We start from the raw sequence: 16,811 nt of genomic DNA, 5'->3' as shown, positions 1-16,811 counted from the left end.
GGCTAGGACTTATTGAAGTCCTAGCCTCTTTTTATGTGTTTATTACTTTTTATGCAAGTATTAAAGAACGTTCGCATAACCTTCGAATACTTTACCTTGGTTTGCATCAACAGTGACAAGGATACCTTCATCAAAAATAGATGTCGCATTATCGACGCCCACAACTGTAGGGATACCTTTTTCTAACCCTATAATTGCACTTGGTGAAGTTAAGCCATTTTCCTCTGTAACTAAGCCCACTGCTTTTTCAATGTAAGGGACAAGTGTTTCGTCTACAGAAGTTGTCACGATGATAGAATCTGAAAGATCTTTACCTTCTAAATCACTAGCATCTTTAGCAATGACTGTGTGACCTACGACAGATGTTCGACCGACACCTTGACCTGCAGCGATTTCATCACCCACTAAGTGGAGTTTCATCATGTTAGTTGTACCTTGTTCACCTGTTGGTACACCTGCAGTAATGATGATGAGGTCACCGTTTTTAACGCGTTCTGTTTCAACAGCTGTCGCAACCGCATTGTTTAATAATTCGTCTGTTGTTTTACGTCCTTCTTTGATAACTGGATGAATGCCCCATACTAAGGCACATTGACGCGCAGTTTCTACACTTGGTGTCACTGCAATGATGTCAGATTTAGGACGGTATTTAGAAATCGTACGTGCAGTTGATCCACTTTCTGTTGCAGCTACGATCACTTCAACATTTAAGTTTAATGCTGTGTGTGCTACAGAAACACCAATCGCATTAACAAGTGAAGTTTCGACAAGTTTCGTGCGGTCATTTAATAATTTTTTGTAATCTTGAGCTGCTTCAGCAGAGACCGCTATATTGCGCATGGTTTTAACTGCTTCAATTGGATATTGTCCAGCTGCCGTTTCACCAGATAACATGACTGCATCTGTGCCGTCATAAATCGCATTGGCCACGTCACTTGCTTCCGCTCTTGTCGCACGAGGGTTACGTTGCATTGAATCTAACATTTGTGTTGCTGTAATGACTGGTTTCCCTAATTTATTACATTGTCTGATTAAATCTTTTTGAACCATTGGTACAGATTCAGGTGGAATTTCAACACCCATATCACCACGGGCAACCATTAATCCGTCAGATACCTCTAAAATTTCTTTAATATTATCGATACCTTCTTGGTTTTCAATTTTAGGAATAATGCTGATATTTGTATTATTTTCTTCTTCTAATAATTTACGAATATCTAACACGTCACTTGGACGACGTACGAAACTAGCGGCGATGAAATCAATACCTTCACGGATACCGAAACGAATGTCATCGGCATCTTTATCTGTAATACCTGGTAAACTGACTTTAACGCCAGGTAGGTTAACACCTTTTTTATTTTTCAATCCGCCAGTATTTAACACATCACATAAGACTTCGCCTTTATCGTGATCGATGTCTTTAACTTGTAGTTCGATTAATCCGTCATCTAGTAAAATATAGGAACCTTTATCTACGTCGTTAATCAGATGATTATAAGTCACTGAGAATTTATCTTTCGTGCCTTCAACTTCTGTCATACTCACTGTGACTTCGGAGCCTTTTTCTAACTCAATCGCACCATTTTGCATATTATGTGTACGAATTTCAGGTCCTTTTGTATCGAGTAAAATAGCTACAGTTTGACCTAATTTTTTGGAAATTTTGCGGATACGATCGATACGCGTTTTATGCTCATCATGGTCACCGTGTGAAAAGTTTAAACGAGCGACATTCATACCAGCTTTCATTAGTTTTTCTAACATTTCTTCTGATTCAGAAGCTGGTCCAATCGTACAAACAATTTTTGTTTTTCTCATTCTAAAAAGCCTCCCAATATTTATATAGATAATTCTTTAGTCAGTTCATACATCTTGTGGTTAAATTTATGATCGTTCGCAGTGAAAATGTCATCAAATGGCGTACTTACGAGTTGATTGTCTTTGATGCCCACACCTTGTGCTGTTTCACCTTTGAGTAGTAAGTCTACTGCAAAACCACCTAAGCGAGAAGCAAGCACACGGTCGTTACCTGTTGGACTACCACCACGTTGAATGTGACCTAACACAGATACACGTGCATCAACATTGATGTATTTCAGTAGTTCATCCGCACATGCTTGGCCTGACATACAACCTTCTGCAACGATGATAATAGAGTGTTTCTTACCACGTTTAATGCCACTTTCTATACGTTCTGCAATTTCACGTATATCGACACTCATTTCTGGTACGATGATTGTTTCTGCACCGACTGACATGCCTGCCCAAAGTGCTAAATCACCGCAGTCACGCCCCATCACTTCTATGATAAAAGTACGAGCATGACTTGAAGCTGTATCACGGATTTTATCGACTGATTCAATAATGGTATTGAGCGCTGTATCAAACCCAATCGTGAAATCCGTACCATTGATATCATTATCAATGGTGCCAGGTACACCAATCGTTTGGATTTCTTTACATTCTTCACTGATGCGTTGTGCACCTCGGTAGCTCCCATCACCACCGATAACGACTAAACCTTCAATCCCTCTTTTTTTCAAGTTCTCTATTCCTTTTTGACGTACAGATACCTCTTTAAATTCTGGACACCGTGCAGAATAAAGAAAAGTTCCTCCGCGTTGAATTGTATCCCCTACTGAACCGAGTTCAAGCTTTTCAATTTCATCATTGACTAAACCTTGATAACCCTGAAAGATACCATATACTTCGACGTTGTTATAAATCGCTTTACGTACAACTGCACGAACAGCTGCATTCATTCCGGGTGCATCTCCACCACTTGTTAAAACCGCAATTTTTTTCATGACGTCATACCTTTCTGCCTTGTTTTCTTACTCTAAAAATACCACACTTTGTTAGCCTTTGCTATTAAAATTGGGCTTAAAATCAATGAAAACGTTTCATTAATAAAAAGCGTCGTGTCGCGCGATTGCTTGTTATAAAAATCACATTTTAAAGCCGTTGTTAAGCGGTTTCAACAGTAGTAAAGCAAACCTTTTACACCTTAGAATATTAAAAAGTCAAAGTATTTTTTTACTTATTCCCTATATTTTTACACTTATTCCATTAAAGGGGCAATAATGACATTAAAGTACAAAATCTTTAGACATGACATTTCTTTTTACATAAAAAACGTGTTGTATTTTCAACATCAATACAACACGTACTTTTTCATCATTTTATTTTGGTTCGTTGTATTCTCCAATATTACGGAATTTTTCATAACGATCTTCTACTAATGCTTCTCCACTCATGTTTGTTAACTCACTTAATTGCGTTTCAAATTGTGTTTTGATTCGTTCAGCTTGTGTTTCAATATCATGATGCGCACCACCAAGTGGCTCATTAATGACATGATCAACGATACCCATTTGATAGAGATCTTCCGCCGTGATTTTCATCGTTTCCGCAGCGATTTTAGCTAGGTTACTATCTTTCCAAAGTAAGGCTGCAGCGCCTTCAGGAGAGATAACAGAATACGTACTATTTTCTAACATGATAATGCGGTTTGCGATACCTAAACCTAATGCACCACCACTACCGCCTTCACCGATGACAATAGAAATCACGGGTACAGATAAGTCTGCCATTTCAACTAAGTTTGTCGCTATGGATTCACTTTGTCCGCGTTCTTCAGCAGCTTTACCAGGGTACGCACCTTTAGTATCTATAAAAGTAAAAATCGGACGGTTAAATTTCTCAGCTTGTTTCATCAATCGAAGCGCTTTACGATAACCTTCAGGGTGTGCCATTCCGAAGTTGCGATAAATATTATCCTTCGTATCTTTACCACGTTGTTGTCCGACAACTGTGACAGGTTGACCATTAAGGTAACCGATGCCTCCGATCATCGCAGGGTCATCTCTATAATTGCGATCCCCATGTAATTCAATAAATGAATCAAAAATATACGGAATATAATCTAATGTCGTTGGACGCTCTTGAAGTCGCGCTAGTTGCACACGGTCCCATGGTTTTAAATTCGTATACACTTTTTCTGTTTCACGATCTAAAGACGCTTCTAGCATATCAATTTCGTCTTGTAAGTCCACATCATTTTTTTGCTGAGATTCTTTGAGTGCATCGATTTTATGGCGGATTTCAAATAATGGCTTTTCAAACTCAAGCATTGTCTTTCACCTCTTGGTGCATTTTTAAAATATTAGCTAACGTATTTTTCATTTCTTTACGATGAACCACTTTATCTAACTGACCGTGTTCGAGTAAAAACTCTGCCGTTTGGAAATCATCTGGTAATTTTTCATTGATAGTTTGTTCGATGACACGGCGTCCCGCAAAGCCAATCAACGCTTTCGGTTCACTGATATTGATATCACCGACGGATGCAAAACTTGCTGAAACGCCTCCTGTTGTAGGATTAGTTAAATAAGAAATATAAAGCAAGCCCGCTTCCGCATGTTTTTTAAGGGAGACGCTGGTCTTAGCCATTTGCATTAATGAAATGATACCTTCTTGCATTCTTGCGCCACCACTCGCTGAGAATAAGATAAATGGTAAACGTTGTTCTGTACAATGTTCGATAATGCGGCAAATTTTCTCGCCGACAACAGAACCCATACTACCCATTCTAAAGCGTGCATCCATCACAGCTACACCAAATGGCACGCCTTCAAGTTCCGCAGTGCCTGTTACAACTGCTTCATTCAGTTCTGTTTTTGATTGGTCTTTATGAATTTTTTCTTCGTAACCAGGAAAATCTAATGGATTTGCAGAGGTCATCCCTTTGTCAAACTCCTTAAACGTGCCTTCATCAGAAATTGCTTCGATACGTTTATACGCTGACAATGCAATGTGGTGATCACAATTGAAGCACACATTTAAATTTTCAGCGAGTTCTTTCGTATACATTATTTTTTTACATTTAGGACATTTCGTCATGATACCCGCAGGCACTTCATTTTGTTTTGAGTCAGAAACAGTGACGTATTTTTTCTTTTTACTACTTCTGTTAAAAAAATCTTTAAACATAAGTCAACCTCCACATATCCGTTGAGTTAAAGTTCATTTATTCAATAGCTTAACAATCATGCATCGCACAATCATATATTTCACTCATTTATAAGCATGATTAGAGTCAATTGATTTATTATACAAATTTAAACGTATATGTTTTTATTACATCAATCTATCAAGCAGTGTGATATAGCTATACAACGTCAAATTAATGTAATAAAAAGATATATGCATTATAGAAAAACATTTTTTATCTATCAAGTCATGTCATCATACAAAAAATTGTAAACTGACAGTATGATATAACCATCAGTTTACTATACCATAATTTCATATACTGTAAAAGTTAAATAATTCTTATATCTCTTGGTGAAAATAACTTAATAAATTTCAACATTATTTGTGGATCGTGTTGTAGATTGCCAATATGCGCCATCCGTCCTTGTGACTCATCATAATAATTCACCGGTAAGACGTTAGTCGTTTCGTCTGTTAATAATTCAGATTGTGCTTCATTCGGACTATTTTTTCTAATAATAATTTGTTGTGCACGCTCGAATTTTTCATTTTCAAAGGTTTCTTCATCTTGAAGCTGTTGAACGATTAATTGTTTCTTATTGTTACGCATTTCAAATTTTCCCTTCGCAATTACTTGCTGTTCCGTTTTCAATAACAATTCATACCGTTTGAATTGATCAGGGAAAACGACACAATCTAATACATGCTGTCCATCATTCAACACGATAAACGCCATGTTTTGACCATTCTTCGTACGTATCCGTCTCACATCATCGATTTGAGCAAAAATCGGTTGGTTGTTTTTCGCATTAGACAGTTTAAAGATCCCCAAATACTGTAGTTTATCAAATGCTTTTTCAACGGGGTGTTTTGTAATATAAAAACCTAAGTGTTCTTTTTCGTATTCACTCAATTGCTTATCAGATAATTCTTCTTGCTCTTCGTATGTCGCTTTAGGTGTGAGCACATCAAAGATCGTCATATCTTGTTCCACATCAGAAACATCATCCAATACCTGGTCAATTGCACGGAGTAACGTGGCTCTATTTTGTTTAAAGCAATAAAACGCACCGACTAAAATAAGTGACTCGAGCAACTTACGTGATTTAATACGTTTCGGAATGCGTCGTGCAAAGTCAAAGAAATCTTTAAAGTGACCATGTTGACGGCGTTCTTCGACGATTAATTTTACACTCTGATAACCAATGCCTTTTACCGCACCGAGTGAGAGATAAATCCCAGATTTTGTCGCCTTATAAAACCAGTGACTTTCGTTGATGTGTGGTGGCAAAATACGTAAACGTTGTTGTTTTGCTTCATCAATCATCATCGCTGTTTTTTTATCATTGCCGATGACGTTACTTAAAATATTCGCATAAAAATAATGTGGATAATGCACTTTTAAGTAAGCCATGATGTACGCAATTTTTGAATAGCTGACAGCGTGTGCACGCGCAAAACCATAATCTGCGAATTTTAAGATTAAATCAAAGATTTGCTTACTCACTTGTTCTGGATAATTCCGTTCGACCGCACCTTCGATAAAATGTTTGCGTTCACTTTCTAACACTTCACGATTTTTCTTACTCATCGCTCTGCGTAAAATATCCGCTTCACCGTAACTAAATCCAGCGAACTGACTCGCTATCTGCATAATTTGTTCTTGATAGATAATAACGCCATATGTTGATTTTAAAATCGGTTCGAGATCTGGATGGAGGTATTCGACTTTAGAAGGGTCATGTCTCCGAGCGATATAGGTCGGTATTTCTTCCATTGGACCAGGTCGATAAAGTGATGTGACCGCCACAATATCTTCAAAATGTTCAGGCTGAAGCCGTTTAAGTACGTTTCGAATGCCATCAGATTCAAGTTGGAAAACACCCGTCGTATCTCCACGAGACAATAATTTAAATACTTTTGGATCATCTAATGAAATTTGTTCAATATCGATGTCTATGTTTAAATCCTTCTTAAGCTGTTTCGTAATTTGATGAATAATAGATAGATTACGTAAGCCTAAAAAGTCAATCTTAAGTAAGCCTAGTCGTTCTGCCTCTGTCATCGTCCATTGGGTCAACAAACCGTTATCTCCAGATGTTAATGGAATGAACTGTTCGAGCGGCTGATCATTGATAATAATCCCTGCAGCGTGGGTTGAAGTATTACGCGGAAGCCCTTCTAATTTCTTACATATTTCAAACCATTTTTCGTGTCGGTGATTACGATGAACGAAAGCTTGAAAGTCATCTTGCTCATAAGCCTGATCTAACGTGATTCCTAATCGATGTGGAATCAGTGAGCTCATTTCATTGAGTGTCGTATCATCAAAGCCCATAATGCGTCCTACATCTCGTGCCACAGCTCGTGCTAACAAATGTCCAAACGTAACGATACCTGAAACGTGTTGATCCCCGTATTTTTGTTGGACATATTGAATCACTTTTTCACGTTTCGTATCTTCAAAGTCAATATCTATATCCGGCATGGTCACACGTTCTGGATTGAGGAAACGCTCAAATAACAAATTGTAGCGAATCGGATCTATCGTCGTGATACCTAATAAATAACTGACGAGTGATCCTGCAGAAGAACCACGTCCTGGTCCTACCATCACATCGTGTGTTTTAGCGTAATGAATTAAATCACTTACAATGAGGAAGTAATCTTCAAATCCCATATCTGTAATGATATTAAATTCATGACTCAAGCGTGCTTTATATTTTTCATTGTTTAACCCGAATGCTACCAATTGTTGTTGCAATAACTGCCATAAATAATCTTTCGATGCGCTACCATCCGGTGTTTTAAAATTAGGCAATAAATCCTGATGATATTCTATAGTAGCTTGGCATAATTCAGCCACTTCTGAGTTGTGTTGCCACACGTTTTCTGGCAAATCTAACTGATTGAGTTCTCCTTGTGATTTAAAATGTTCATCGAGATTCGGTGCTTCATTGACTAAATCTAGTTTGTCATTATTATGAATAGCTTGTAACGCAGCGATGGTATCGTAATCATTAGCTTCAAGATAACGTGCTGTTTCTGCCCATACTTGTGGCAGCTGAAACGTGACTTCACTCTCATGATTCACGTAAATATGAGGATGTTCAGCAAATTGTTGAATCAATGCTTCATCGTCTGCTTCAATATTTTTAAATATGATGATTAAATCTTCTTGATAGGACATTAACCAGCTAACGGGTGTTTCTTCCTTCCCAGCTAGATTTAATTTTGAAGATAGTTGATATAAGTGCTGTAAAGCAGTATTATTTTGAGCTAATAACACGGTCTCCACTTGTCGCAAGTCATCTGTTAATGTCACAGACATGCCAAGCATAGGATGAATATTCGCATCAACACAAGCATCATAGAACTGAGGCACACCGAACAACACATTCTGGTCCGTAAGAGCAAGCGCCGTATAGCCTTCATTTGCAGCTTTAGCTACGACATCTTTGATACGTAAACTAGAATGCAATAAGTCATACGCACTGTGAATATTCAAATGCACTACCATGCTCTAATCCTCCTATGCTCGTAATTATATTTTTTGTTTCAGTGCTTGTGCGAGTTGTTTGAATGTATCCCAATCATCTACAGAAGCACCAGACGCATTTGGATGGCCACCGCCACCAAAATCACTCGCTACATCATTAATGACTATATCTTTAGAACGGATGCGACAGCGTATTTCTGTACCTTCATCCACCGCAAATACCCATACTTTTAAACCTTTTATATCTGCAACTGTGTTCACAAATAGCGCAGCTTCATTCGATGCAAGACCATATTGTTCAAGAATGTCTTTCGTAATCACAACTTGACAGAATCCACTTTCGTCGAGTTCAAAGTTTTGTAAAATATAACCTTGGAACGGCAACAGTTTAGGATCTTTTTCAGCCAATTGATTCAACTCAGCATTATGATTAAAGTCATATTCTAACAATGTTGCCGCTGCAGACATCGTATGAGGTGTTGTGTTATTGAATAAGAAGCGACCTGTGTCACCAACAATGCCTAAATATAATAAACGTGCAACGGAACCGTCAATGATTGAAAAATCATTAAAATGGGCAATCATATCACAAATAATTTCTGAAGCAGAAGAGGCTTCTGTACTTACATAATTCAAGTCACCATATTGATCTACGGCAGGATGGTGATCAATTTTAATCAATTTATCGCCATTCACATAGCGCTGATCACTCACTCTTGGCCCATTCGCAGTATCACAAACGATTACAAGTGCATCCTCATAAGTTGAATCATCGATATCATCTACGCTTCCGATAAAATCAAGCGAAGGTTCGGTTTCACCCACTGCATAAATAGATTTCTCTGGGAATTTGAGTGAGAGATACGCTTTCAAACCTAATTGTGACCCATAGGCATCTGGATCAGGTCTCACATGACGATGAATAATAATTGTTTCATAAGATTCAATCACATCCATAATTTCATTAAATTGTGCTTCCATAGTTCGTTCATCCTTTCTTGCGTTAACAATCCCTATTTAAATTTAATCTATTAACTGACACATAATCATTGCTTTAGCCACTTTTTGATTCTTACTTGTCATAGTCACTTCCAGTTTAGCAAAATTTCTACCGACGTTTAACATATCGCATTGCACATCGATATCCGATTCAATTTGTACTGCTTTGAGGTAAATGATATATAAACTTTCAATCAGGATTTCTAGCTTTTTCGTTTTGCGTAAATGAATGCGTACCGCTTCTTCAATAATTGCAACGAAGACCGCTTTACTCAATAAGCCATATTGATCCATCAACATCGGCGTAAACTGTACTTTGAGTCCTTCTTGTGTTACTGTGATGTGTTTTGCAATTTGATCATTAATCGTTTCCCCGACCTGTGGTTGTTTACCTTGTAAATGCATAGCAGTCAAAACATCTTTCCGCGTGATGACACCGATTAATTTTTTCGAAGAAGTCGTCACCGGTAAAAGCTCTATACCTTCCCAAATCATCATATGCGCACAGTTCGCAACCGTCGTTGAATTTTGAACTTTAATGGGTGGTTTTGTCATGAAGTCCGCGATTTTATCGTCATTAGACATTTTGATGATTTCTTTACTCGTGATGATGCCTACTAAATGCCAATCATTATCAATGACCGGAAACCTAGAATGACCGGTTTGACTTGCGTTCTGTTTATAATCTTCAAGCGTCATATTTTCATAAACGACGGTTTGTTCATCGACAGGTTTCACAATGTCTTCCACGATAAGAATTTCTTTACGTATTTGTTGATTGTACATGGCACGGTTAATATGATTTGCGACTAAATACGAATCATAATTAGATGAAATAATCGGTAACTCATGCGCATCTGCATATTTAATGATTTCTTTAGGTGTGCCAAAGCCACCACTAATCAATACCGCGCTACCTCGTTTGAGTGCTTCCATTTGGACATCTTCACGGTTACCGACGATCAATAATGTATGTTCACTCAAATATTTAACGACATCTTTCAGTTCCATAGCGCCAATCGCAAATTTGGTCAGTGTCTTGCTCAACCCTTTCTTACCGCCGAGCACTTCTCCGTCTATCATCTTGACGATTTCACCATAAGTCAATTGTTCGATTTTCTCACGTGAATTTTTCTCTATACGCACCGTGCCTACACGATCAATCGCAGTGACTAATCCCATCTGTCCAGCATCTTTAATCGCACGATAAGCAGTCCCCTCTGAGACAGCTAAATCTTTAGCAATTTTACGTACCGAGATTTTGCTTCCTACTTTTAAGGACTCTATATAACTTAAAATCTGCTCATGTTTCGTCATTCTCTCTACCTCACCCATTAGACACGTTTTAGTCAATTATAACGCCTATAAAGCAAAAAACGAAATAACATTTATTATCGATTTTGAATCTGTCATTTTTACTACGACCATTGAAATATTTTAAAATAACAACTATTTTATTAGTAAAAATTTTAAATTCTATTGCAATATTAGACGGTTATTTACTAAAATGAAGTAAAGGAGGTCTGGCTTATGTATAAATCAATTTTATTAGGGGTAGATACACAATTAAAAAATGACAAAGCCTTAGCAGAAATTTCAAAACTTGCGGGTGAAGATACTGTAGTAAGAATCTTGAATACAATTGGTCAGCAAGACGTCCAAGCATCCGTTAAATCAGGCGTGAATTTGGAAACGCTTAAACAAAAACGTCACAACGGACTTGAAAAAACACGTCAAACCTTAGACGAATATGGCATTAAATACGAAGAAGAAATCGTACGTGGTAATGAGAAAGAAGAATTAGTTAAACGCGCAAACAGTGGTGAATTCGAAATTGTCGTACTCAGCAACCGTAAAGCAGATAACAGCCAAAAATTTGTACTCGGTAGCGTCAGTCACAAAGTGGCTAAACGTGCGCGCATTCCTGTTCTCATTGTTAAATAATAAAACAACGTAATTCATACTTAAAATGCACTCTTAATTCATCAGACATTACTGTCTAACTGAACAGAGTGCATTTTTTATGTTGATTTATTTGTGCTTCTCATTTTCTAAAGTCTGCTTAAAGCTTCACTTCATCACCGGGTTCAAGTATTTGAACTTCACCCACATTAACTTCTACTTTGAATGCTTCCGGATCTTGTTCAATCAATGGGAATGTATTGTAGTGGATGGGCACAGTGATACGCGGTTTAATAAAGTTATTAATCGCATAACTTGCATCATCGATTCCCATCGTAAAGTTGTCACCAATCGGAATGAAGCAAATATCAACCGGATGTCTATCAGCAATGAGTTTCATATCACTAAATAGACCTGTATCACCAGTATGATAAATCGTAGTACCTTCTACCTCTAAAATAAGACCCATTGGCATACCTAAGTAAACAGGAATACCATTTTCGTGTGTTAAGCTAGAACTGTGGAAGGCTTGTACATATTTTACTGAACCAAAATCAAATTCGGCTTTACCGCCAATATTCATCGGTCTCACTTGTTCTAATCCTTTGTACGTTGTTAGATAATCAGCAAGCTCAGCTGAGCCAATGACTAATGCGTCATTTCGTTGCGCTAATTCCACAGTATCTCCAAAATGATCTCCATGACCATGCGTTAAAATAATATAATCTACAGCAAGCTCGTCTGCATTTAGATCCGATTTAACGTTCCCTGAAATGAATGGATCCACGATGACTTTCTTTCCATTTGCTTCAAAATAAAACGTTGATTGACCATGAAATGATAATTTCATATAACGTCCTCCCCTTATATAGCGTTCGTTTCCTTATACCACATCCAACGTCGATTATAACACCACGTTTTAAGATAAAATAATAAAATTGACAAAATAGCAACACATTTTTGAATTTACATGCAAAGTACCCTAAACTAGTATGCATAACATTGTATTGCAGGAGGAGTAAACATGAAGACAGAACAAATTATCAATGAAATCAAACGACAACAAGCTGACGCAGCTTGGATCACTACCCCGCTCAACATCTTTTATCTCACAGGTTATTTAAGTGAGCCCCACGAGCGTTTACTTGCATTACTCATTAAAGCTGATGGTCAACAAGTCCTTTACTGTCCTCAACTTGAAGTTGAAGAAGTGAAACAATCACCTTTTGAAGGAGATATCGTCGGTTATTTAGACACTGAAAATGGATTAGAAAAAGCACCGCAGTCATTTTCAAAATTATTAGTTGAAGCGGAACACTTAACGTTAAAACGTCAACGTGAATTAACTGAAACGTTTGGAGTAACAGAATTTGGTGATATCGACCTCACTATAAAAGAATTACGTAATGTAAAATCTGCTGAGGAAATCGAAAAAATCCAACAAGCTTGTGCGCTTGCAGATCGTTGTATTCAAATCGGCGTTGATTATCTCAAAGAAGGTGTCACAGAAAGAGAAGTTGTGAATCACATCGAATACGAAATCAAAGCATACGGTGTAAATGAAATGAGCTTTGATACGATGGTATTATTTGGTGATCACGCTGCATCACCACATGGTACACCTGGAGATAGACAACTCAAACAAGATGAATACGTATTATTCGACTTAGGTGTCGTTTACGAAAATTACTGCAGTGACATGACGCGTACAGTTCGCTTTGGTACACCGAGCGACGAAGCACAATCCATTTATCGCACAGTGCTTGAAGCGGAACAACAAGCAATCCAAGCGATTAAACCTGGTGTAACAATCAAAGACATTGACCGTATTGCGAGAGATATTATCGGAGATGCTGGCTATGGTGAATACTTCACTCATCGCTTAGGTCATGGTCTAGGATTAGAAGAACACGAATACCAAGATGTTTCTAGTACCAATGAAAATCAATTTGAAGCAGGTATGGTAGTCACAGTTGAACCTGGTATCTATGTGCCTGGTGTTGCTGGTGTTCGTATCGAAGACGATATTTTAGTCACTGAAGATGGCAATCAAGTGCTCACACAATATGAAAAATAAAATATCTTTCAAATGATATAAAAAATGGTTTCTAACCGATCTATGTCGATTAGAAACCATTTTCGTTTACGTTCACGACAATCTCGTTATTATTTTAAGACGTCGTCAACACTAGTGTAATCTATATCTAAAGCTTCACCCACAGCTTCGTTTGTTAATTTACCATCAAAAGTATTTAACCCTTTAGCTAGTGGTTCACTTTCTTTTAATGCTTTTTCGTAACCTTTATTTGCGATTTGGATCGCATAAGGTAATGTCGCATTATTTAACGCGATAGTTGAAGTACGTGGTACAGCACCTGGCATATTCGCTACTGCGTAATGAAGTACGCCGTGTCTTGTATAAGTAGGGTCATCGTGTGTTGTGATTTTATCTGTTGTTTCAAAGATACCACCTTGGTCGATGGCAATATCGACAACGACTGCCCCTTCTTTCATTTCTTTAACCATATCTTTTGTAACAAGGCTTGGTGCTTTGGCGCCTGGAATTAACACAGCACCGATGACTAAGTCACTTTGTTTGACACAGTCTTCGATATTAAGTGGATTAGACATGATAGTATGTACGCGTCCACCAAATAAATCTTCAAGTTCTTGTAAGCGTTTAGGGTTAACATCAAGAATTGTAACGTCTGCACCTAAACCTAAAGCAATTTTCGCTGCATTCGTACCTGCTTGGCCACCACCGATAATAGTCACTTTACCTTTATCTACACCGGGCACGCCACTGAGTAAGATACCTAAGCCGCCTTTATATTTTTGTAAGAACTCTGCACCAATTTGCGCAGCCATGCGTCCAGCTACTTCACTCATAGGTGTGAGTAATGGTAATGAATTGTCTGAGAGTTGCACTGTTTCATAAGCAATTGCAACGACTTTCTTATCCATTAACGCTTTAGTCAGTTTATCTTCGTTTGCTAAGTGCAAATATGTAAATAAGATAAGTCCTTCTTTGAAATAGTCAAACTCTTCTTCCAATGGTTCTTTAACTTTGATGACCATATCTACATCCCAGACATCTTTGGTGCTATCAACAATTTCAGCACCTGCGTCAGTGTAATCCTCATCTTCAAAATATGAACCTAGACCTGCTGATTTTTCAACATAGACAGTGTGTCCTTCATCAACTAGTGCATGTACACCACTAGGAGATAAACCCACTCTATTTTCATTATTTTTGATTTCTTTTGGAATACCTATAATCATTCCATCCACCTCCATGCTTATAGTAACGCGTATACGGTGAAAGCGCAATCACAAAGTTGTAACATTTAACTATTAAAGATTTATATAAATATTCTGTAAATGATGGTATAATAGAGGTGAAAAGATAAGGGGGAATTGTGATGACTACTTACAAAAACATACTTATCGCAATCGATGGTTCAAACGAAGCAGAATGGGCGTTTTTTAAAGCCGTAGAAGTGGCTAAACGTAACGAAGCCAAACTGACAATCGTCAATGTCATTGATACTAGAACATATGCATCTTACGAAGTGTATGATGCACAATTTACTGAACGCTCTAAAGATTTCTCTGAGAACTTATTACAAGGTTATAAAGAAACAGCAATCGAAGCAGGTGTGAAAGACGTATCTACACTCCTTGAATTCGGTTCACCGAAAGCTATTATTCCTAAGAAAATCGCTGTTGATGTCGGTGCCGACTTAATCATGTGTGGTACATCTGGTTTAAACGCGGTAGAACGCTTTATCGTCGGCTCAGTATCTGAAGCAATCGTACGCCATTCAGCTTGCGATGTGCTCGTGGTACGTACTGAAGAAATGCCGAATGACTTTGAACCTAAAGTAGCTACAGAGGATCTTAAATCTAAATATTTAGCAAACTAATGATGATATATTTCGCGCACAGGCAATCACTGTCTGTGCGTTTTTTATGTTCATCTATTTTAGACTTAAGCTAGCATCAAGATGGTAGACCTTAAAATGATTAACCATAAGTAGTCGGTAAGCAAGCCATTGAATACTGCTTAATATATTGCCATTAACCCACCATAAATGGTGAAAAGCAAAAAAGCCACTCAATCATACTTTCAAATGATTGAGTGACTTTTATTTTAAAGATACATTAAGATGAATAGTTTAAAGATTAGTCGTGAAGTTCACCGAAATCAACAACATCACGAGCAATCATGACTTCTTCATTTGTTGGAATAACCATGACTTTAACTGGTGAATGCGGATAGTTAATGAATCCTTCACCACTGATTGTTTCATTTTTCTTAACATCCCAGTAAACGCCCATGAATTCTAGACCTTCAAGCACTTTAGCTCTGACTTCGTCTGAGTTTTCACCAATACCTGCAGTGAAGATGATGACATCTACACCGTGCATACGTGTCGCATAAGAACCGATGTATTTATGGATACGGCTCGCAAAAACGTCAAGTGCGAGTTGTGCACGTTCATGACCTTCTGCCGCTTCTTCACTGATATCTCGTAAGTCACTTGAAGTACCTGAAATACCAAGTAAACCAGATTCTTTATTTAAAATGTTTAACACTTCTTCAGCTGTTTTACCTGTTTTTTCCATAATAAATGGAATTAACGCTGGGTCGATGTTACCTGAACGTGTACCCATTGTTACACCTGCTAATGGTGTGAAGCCCATAGAAGTATCTACAGATTTACCACCGTCGATTGCAGCAATTGAAGCCCCATTACCGATGTGGCAAGAGATAATACGTAATTCTTCAATTGGTTTATCTAAGATTTCAGCTGCGCGTTGAGATACATATTTATGACTTGTACCATGGAAACCATATTTACGGATACCATAATCTTTATAGTATTGATAAGGTAAGCTGTATAAATAAGCTTTTTCTGGCATTGTTTGGTGGAATGATGTATCGAATACAGCGACATGTGGAATGTCTGGAAGTAATTTTCTGAACGCACGGATACCCATTAAGTTTGCAGGGTTATGCAACGGTGCTAATTCGCTAAGAGACTCAATTTTTTCTTCAACTTCATCTGTGACAACAGCAGATGTTGGGAAGATTTCACCACCGTGCACAACGCGGTGTCCTGTACCATCAATATCGTAAATGCTATCGATAATACCATGTTTTTGGAAGCTATCTAACATGATATTGACCGCTTCTTCGTGATTATCTAAATCGTTAACTTCTTTAATTTTTTCCCCATTTACTTCGATTGTAAATACAGAATCTTTTAATCCGATTCGTTCAACTAAACCCTTAGTGATTAACTTTTCTTCTGGCATTTCAATAAGTTGAAATTTAAGAGAAGAACTACCTGCGTTAATCGCCAAAATTAATTTTGACATAAGCTATTGGCCTCCAATTTCCTATATT

General features: G+C 37.7%; 13 protein-coding genes. 3 read left to right on the top strand and 10 right to left on the bottom strand.

Annotated elements, in window-relative coordinates:
* Positions 1-60: 60 nt before the first annotated feature.
* From pyk to ACSBRB_RS00730, 7 genes are all read right to left on the bottom strand, one after another.
* Positions 61-1,821 carry a pyruvate kinase gene (gene pyk / locus ACSBRB_RS00760; protein ID WP_435031177.1) on the bottom strand — a complete coding sequence of 587 codons (1,761 nt, stop codon included), beginning with the start codon at positions 1,819-1,821 and terminating at the stop codon, positions 61-63.
* A gap of 20 nt (positions 1,822-1,841) precedes the next feature.
* On the bottom strand, positions 1,842-2,810 hold the full coding sequence (pfkA, locus tag ACSBRB_RS00755; protein ID WP_435031176.1) for a 6-phosphofructokinase: 969 nt from the start codon (positions 2,808-2,810) through the stop codon (positions 1,842-1,844).
* Positions 2,811-3,185: 375 nt separating this feature from the next.
* Complete coding sequence (locus ACSBRB_RS00750; RefSeq protein WP_435031175.1) at positions 3,186-4,136, bottom strand: acetyl-CoA carboxylase carboxyltransferase subunit alpha; 951 nt, start codon at positions 4,134-4,136, stop codon at positions 3,186-3,188.
* A complete protein-coding gene (gene accD / locus ACSBRB_RS00745; protein ID WP_059107161.1) occupies positions 4,129-4,995 on the bottom strand; it encodes an acetyl-CoA carboxylase, carboxyltransferase subunit beta in 867 nt (288 codons plus the stop codon). The genes ACSBRB_RS00750 and accD overlap by 8 nt, the downstream gene beginning before the upstream one ends.
* A gap of 331 nt (positions 4,996-5,326) precedes the next feature.
* On the bottom strand, positions 5,327-8,518 hold the full coding sequence (locus ACSBRB_RS00740) for a DNA polymerase III subunit alpha (protein ID WP_435031174.1): 3,192 nt from the start codon (positions 8,516-8,518) through the stop codon (positions 5,327-5,329).
* A 24-nt stretch (positions 8,519-8,542) separates the two neighbouring features.
* Positions 8,543-9,478 (bottom strand): DHH family phosphoesterase, encoded by a 936-nt coding sequence (locus ACSBRB_RS00735; RefSeq protein WP_435031173.1) that lies wholly within the window; start codon positions 9,476-9,478, stop codon positions 8,543-8,545.
* Positions 9,479-9,520: 42 nt separating this feature from the next.
* Entirely contained in the window at positions 9,521-10,813 is a 1,293-nt protein-coding gene (locus ACSBRB_RS00730; protein WP_435031172.1) for a DRTGG domain-containing protein, read from the bottom strand.
* A gap of 213 nt (positions 10,814-11,026) precedes the next feature.
* Between ACSBRB_RS00730 and ACSBRB_RS00725 the strand changes: the two genes are divergently transcribed.
* On the top strand, positions 11,027-11,440 hold the full coding sequence (locus ACSBRB_RS00725; RefSeq protein ID WP_435031171.1) for a universal stress protein: 414 nt from the start codon (positions 11,027-11,029) through the stop codon (positions 11,438-11,440).
* Positions 11,441-11,558: 118 nt separating this feature from the next.
* Here ACSBRB_RS00725 and ACSBRB_RS00720 read toward each other — a convergent pair whose 3' ends face one another.
* The gene (locus tag ACSBRB_RS00720) at positions 11,559-12,248 is read right to left on the bottom strand and encodes a metal-dependent hydrolase (protein WP_435031170.1); all 690 of its coding nucleotides are present in this window, start codon (positions 12,246-12,248) and stop codon (positions 11,559-11,561) included.
* Positions 12,249-12,422: 174 nt separating this feature from the next.
* Between ACSBRB_RS00720 and ACSBRB_RS00715 the strand changes: the two genes are divergently transcribed.
* Positions 12,423-13,475, top strand: a complete 1,053-nt coding sequence (locus tag ACSBRB_RS00715) for a M24 family metallopeptidase (RefSeq protein WP_435031169.1) — start codon at positions 12,423-12,425, stop codon at positions 13,473-13,475.
* A gap of 89 nt (positions 13,476-13,564) precedes the next feature.
* Here ACSBRB_RS00715 and ald read toward each other — a convergent pair whose 3' ends face one another.
* Entirely contained in the window at positions 13,565-14,680 is a 1,116-nt protein-coding gene (ald, locus tag ACSBRB_RS00710; protein WP_435031168.1) for an alanine dehydrogenase, read from the bottom strand.
* Positions 14,681-14,820: 140 nt separating this feature from the next.
* Here ald and ACSBRB_RS00705 point away from each other — a divergent pair, with 140 nt between their 5' ends.
* A complete protein-coding gene (locus ACSBRB_RS00705; protein ID WP_435031167.1) occupies positions 14,821-15,324 on the top strand; it encodes a universal stress protein in 504 nt (167 codons plus the stop codon).
* Between the two features lie 259 nt (positions 15,325-15,583).
* Here ACSBRB_RS00705 and ACSBRB_RS00700 read toward each other — a convergent pair whose 3' ends face one another.
* The gene (locus ACSBRB_RS00700; protein WP_059107152.1) at positions 15,584-16,783 is read right to left on the bottom strand and encodes an acetate kinase; all 1,200 of its coding nucleotides are present in this window, start codon (positions 16,781-16,783) and stop codon (positions 15,584-15,586) included.
* Positions 16,784-16,811: the final 28 nt, after the last annotated feature.

Source organism: Staphylococcus auricularis, from assembly GCF_051172115.1.
GTDB classification, from domain to species: Bacteria; Bacillota; Bacilli; order Staphylococcales; family Staphylococcaceae; genus Staphylococcus; species Staphylococcus auricularis_A.
Note: the sequence above shows the minus strand (reverse complement) of the source record. Positions and strands in the feature narration are given on the sequence as shown.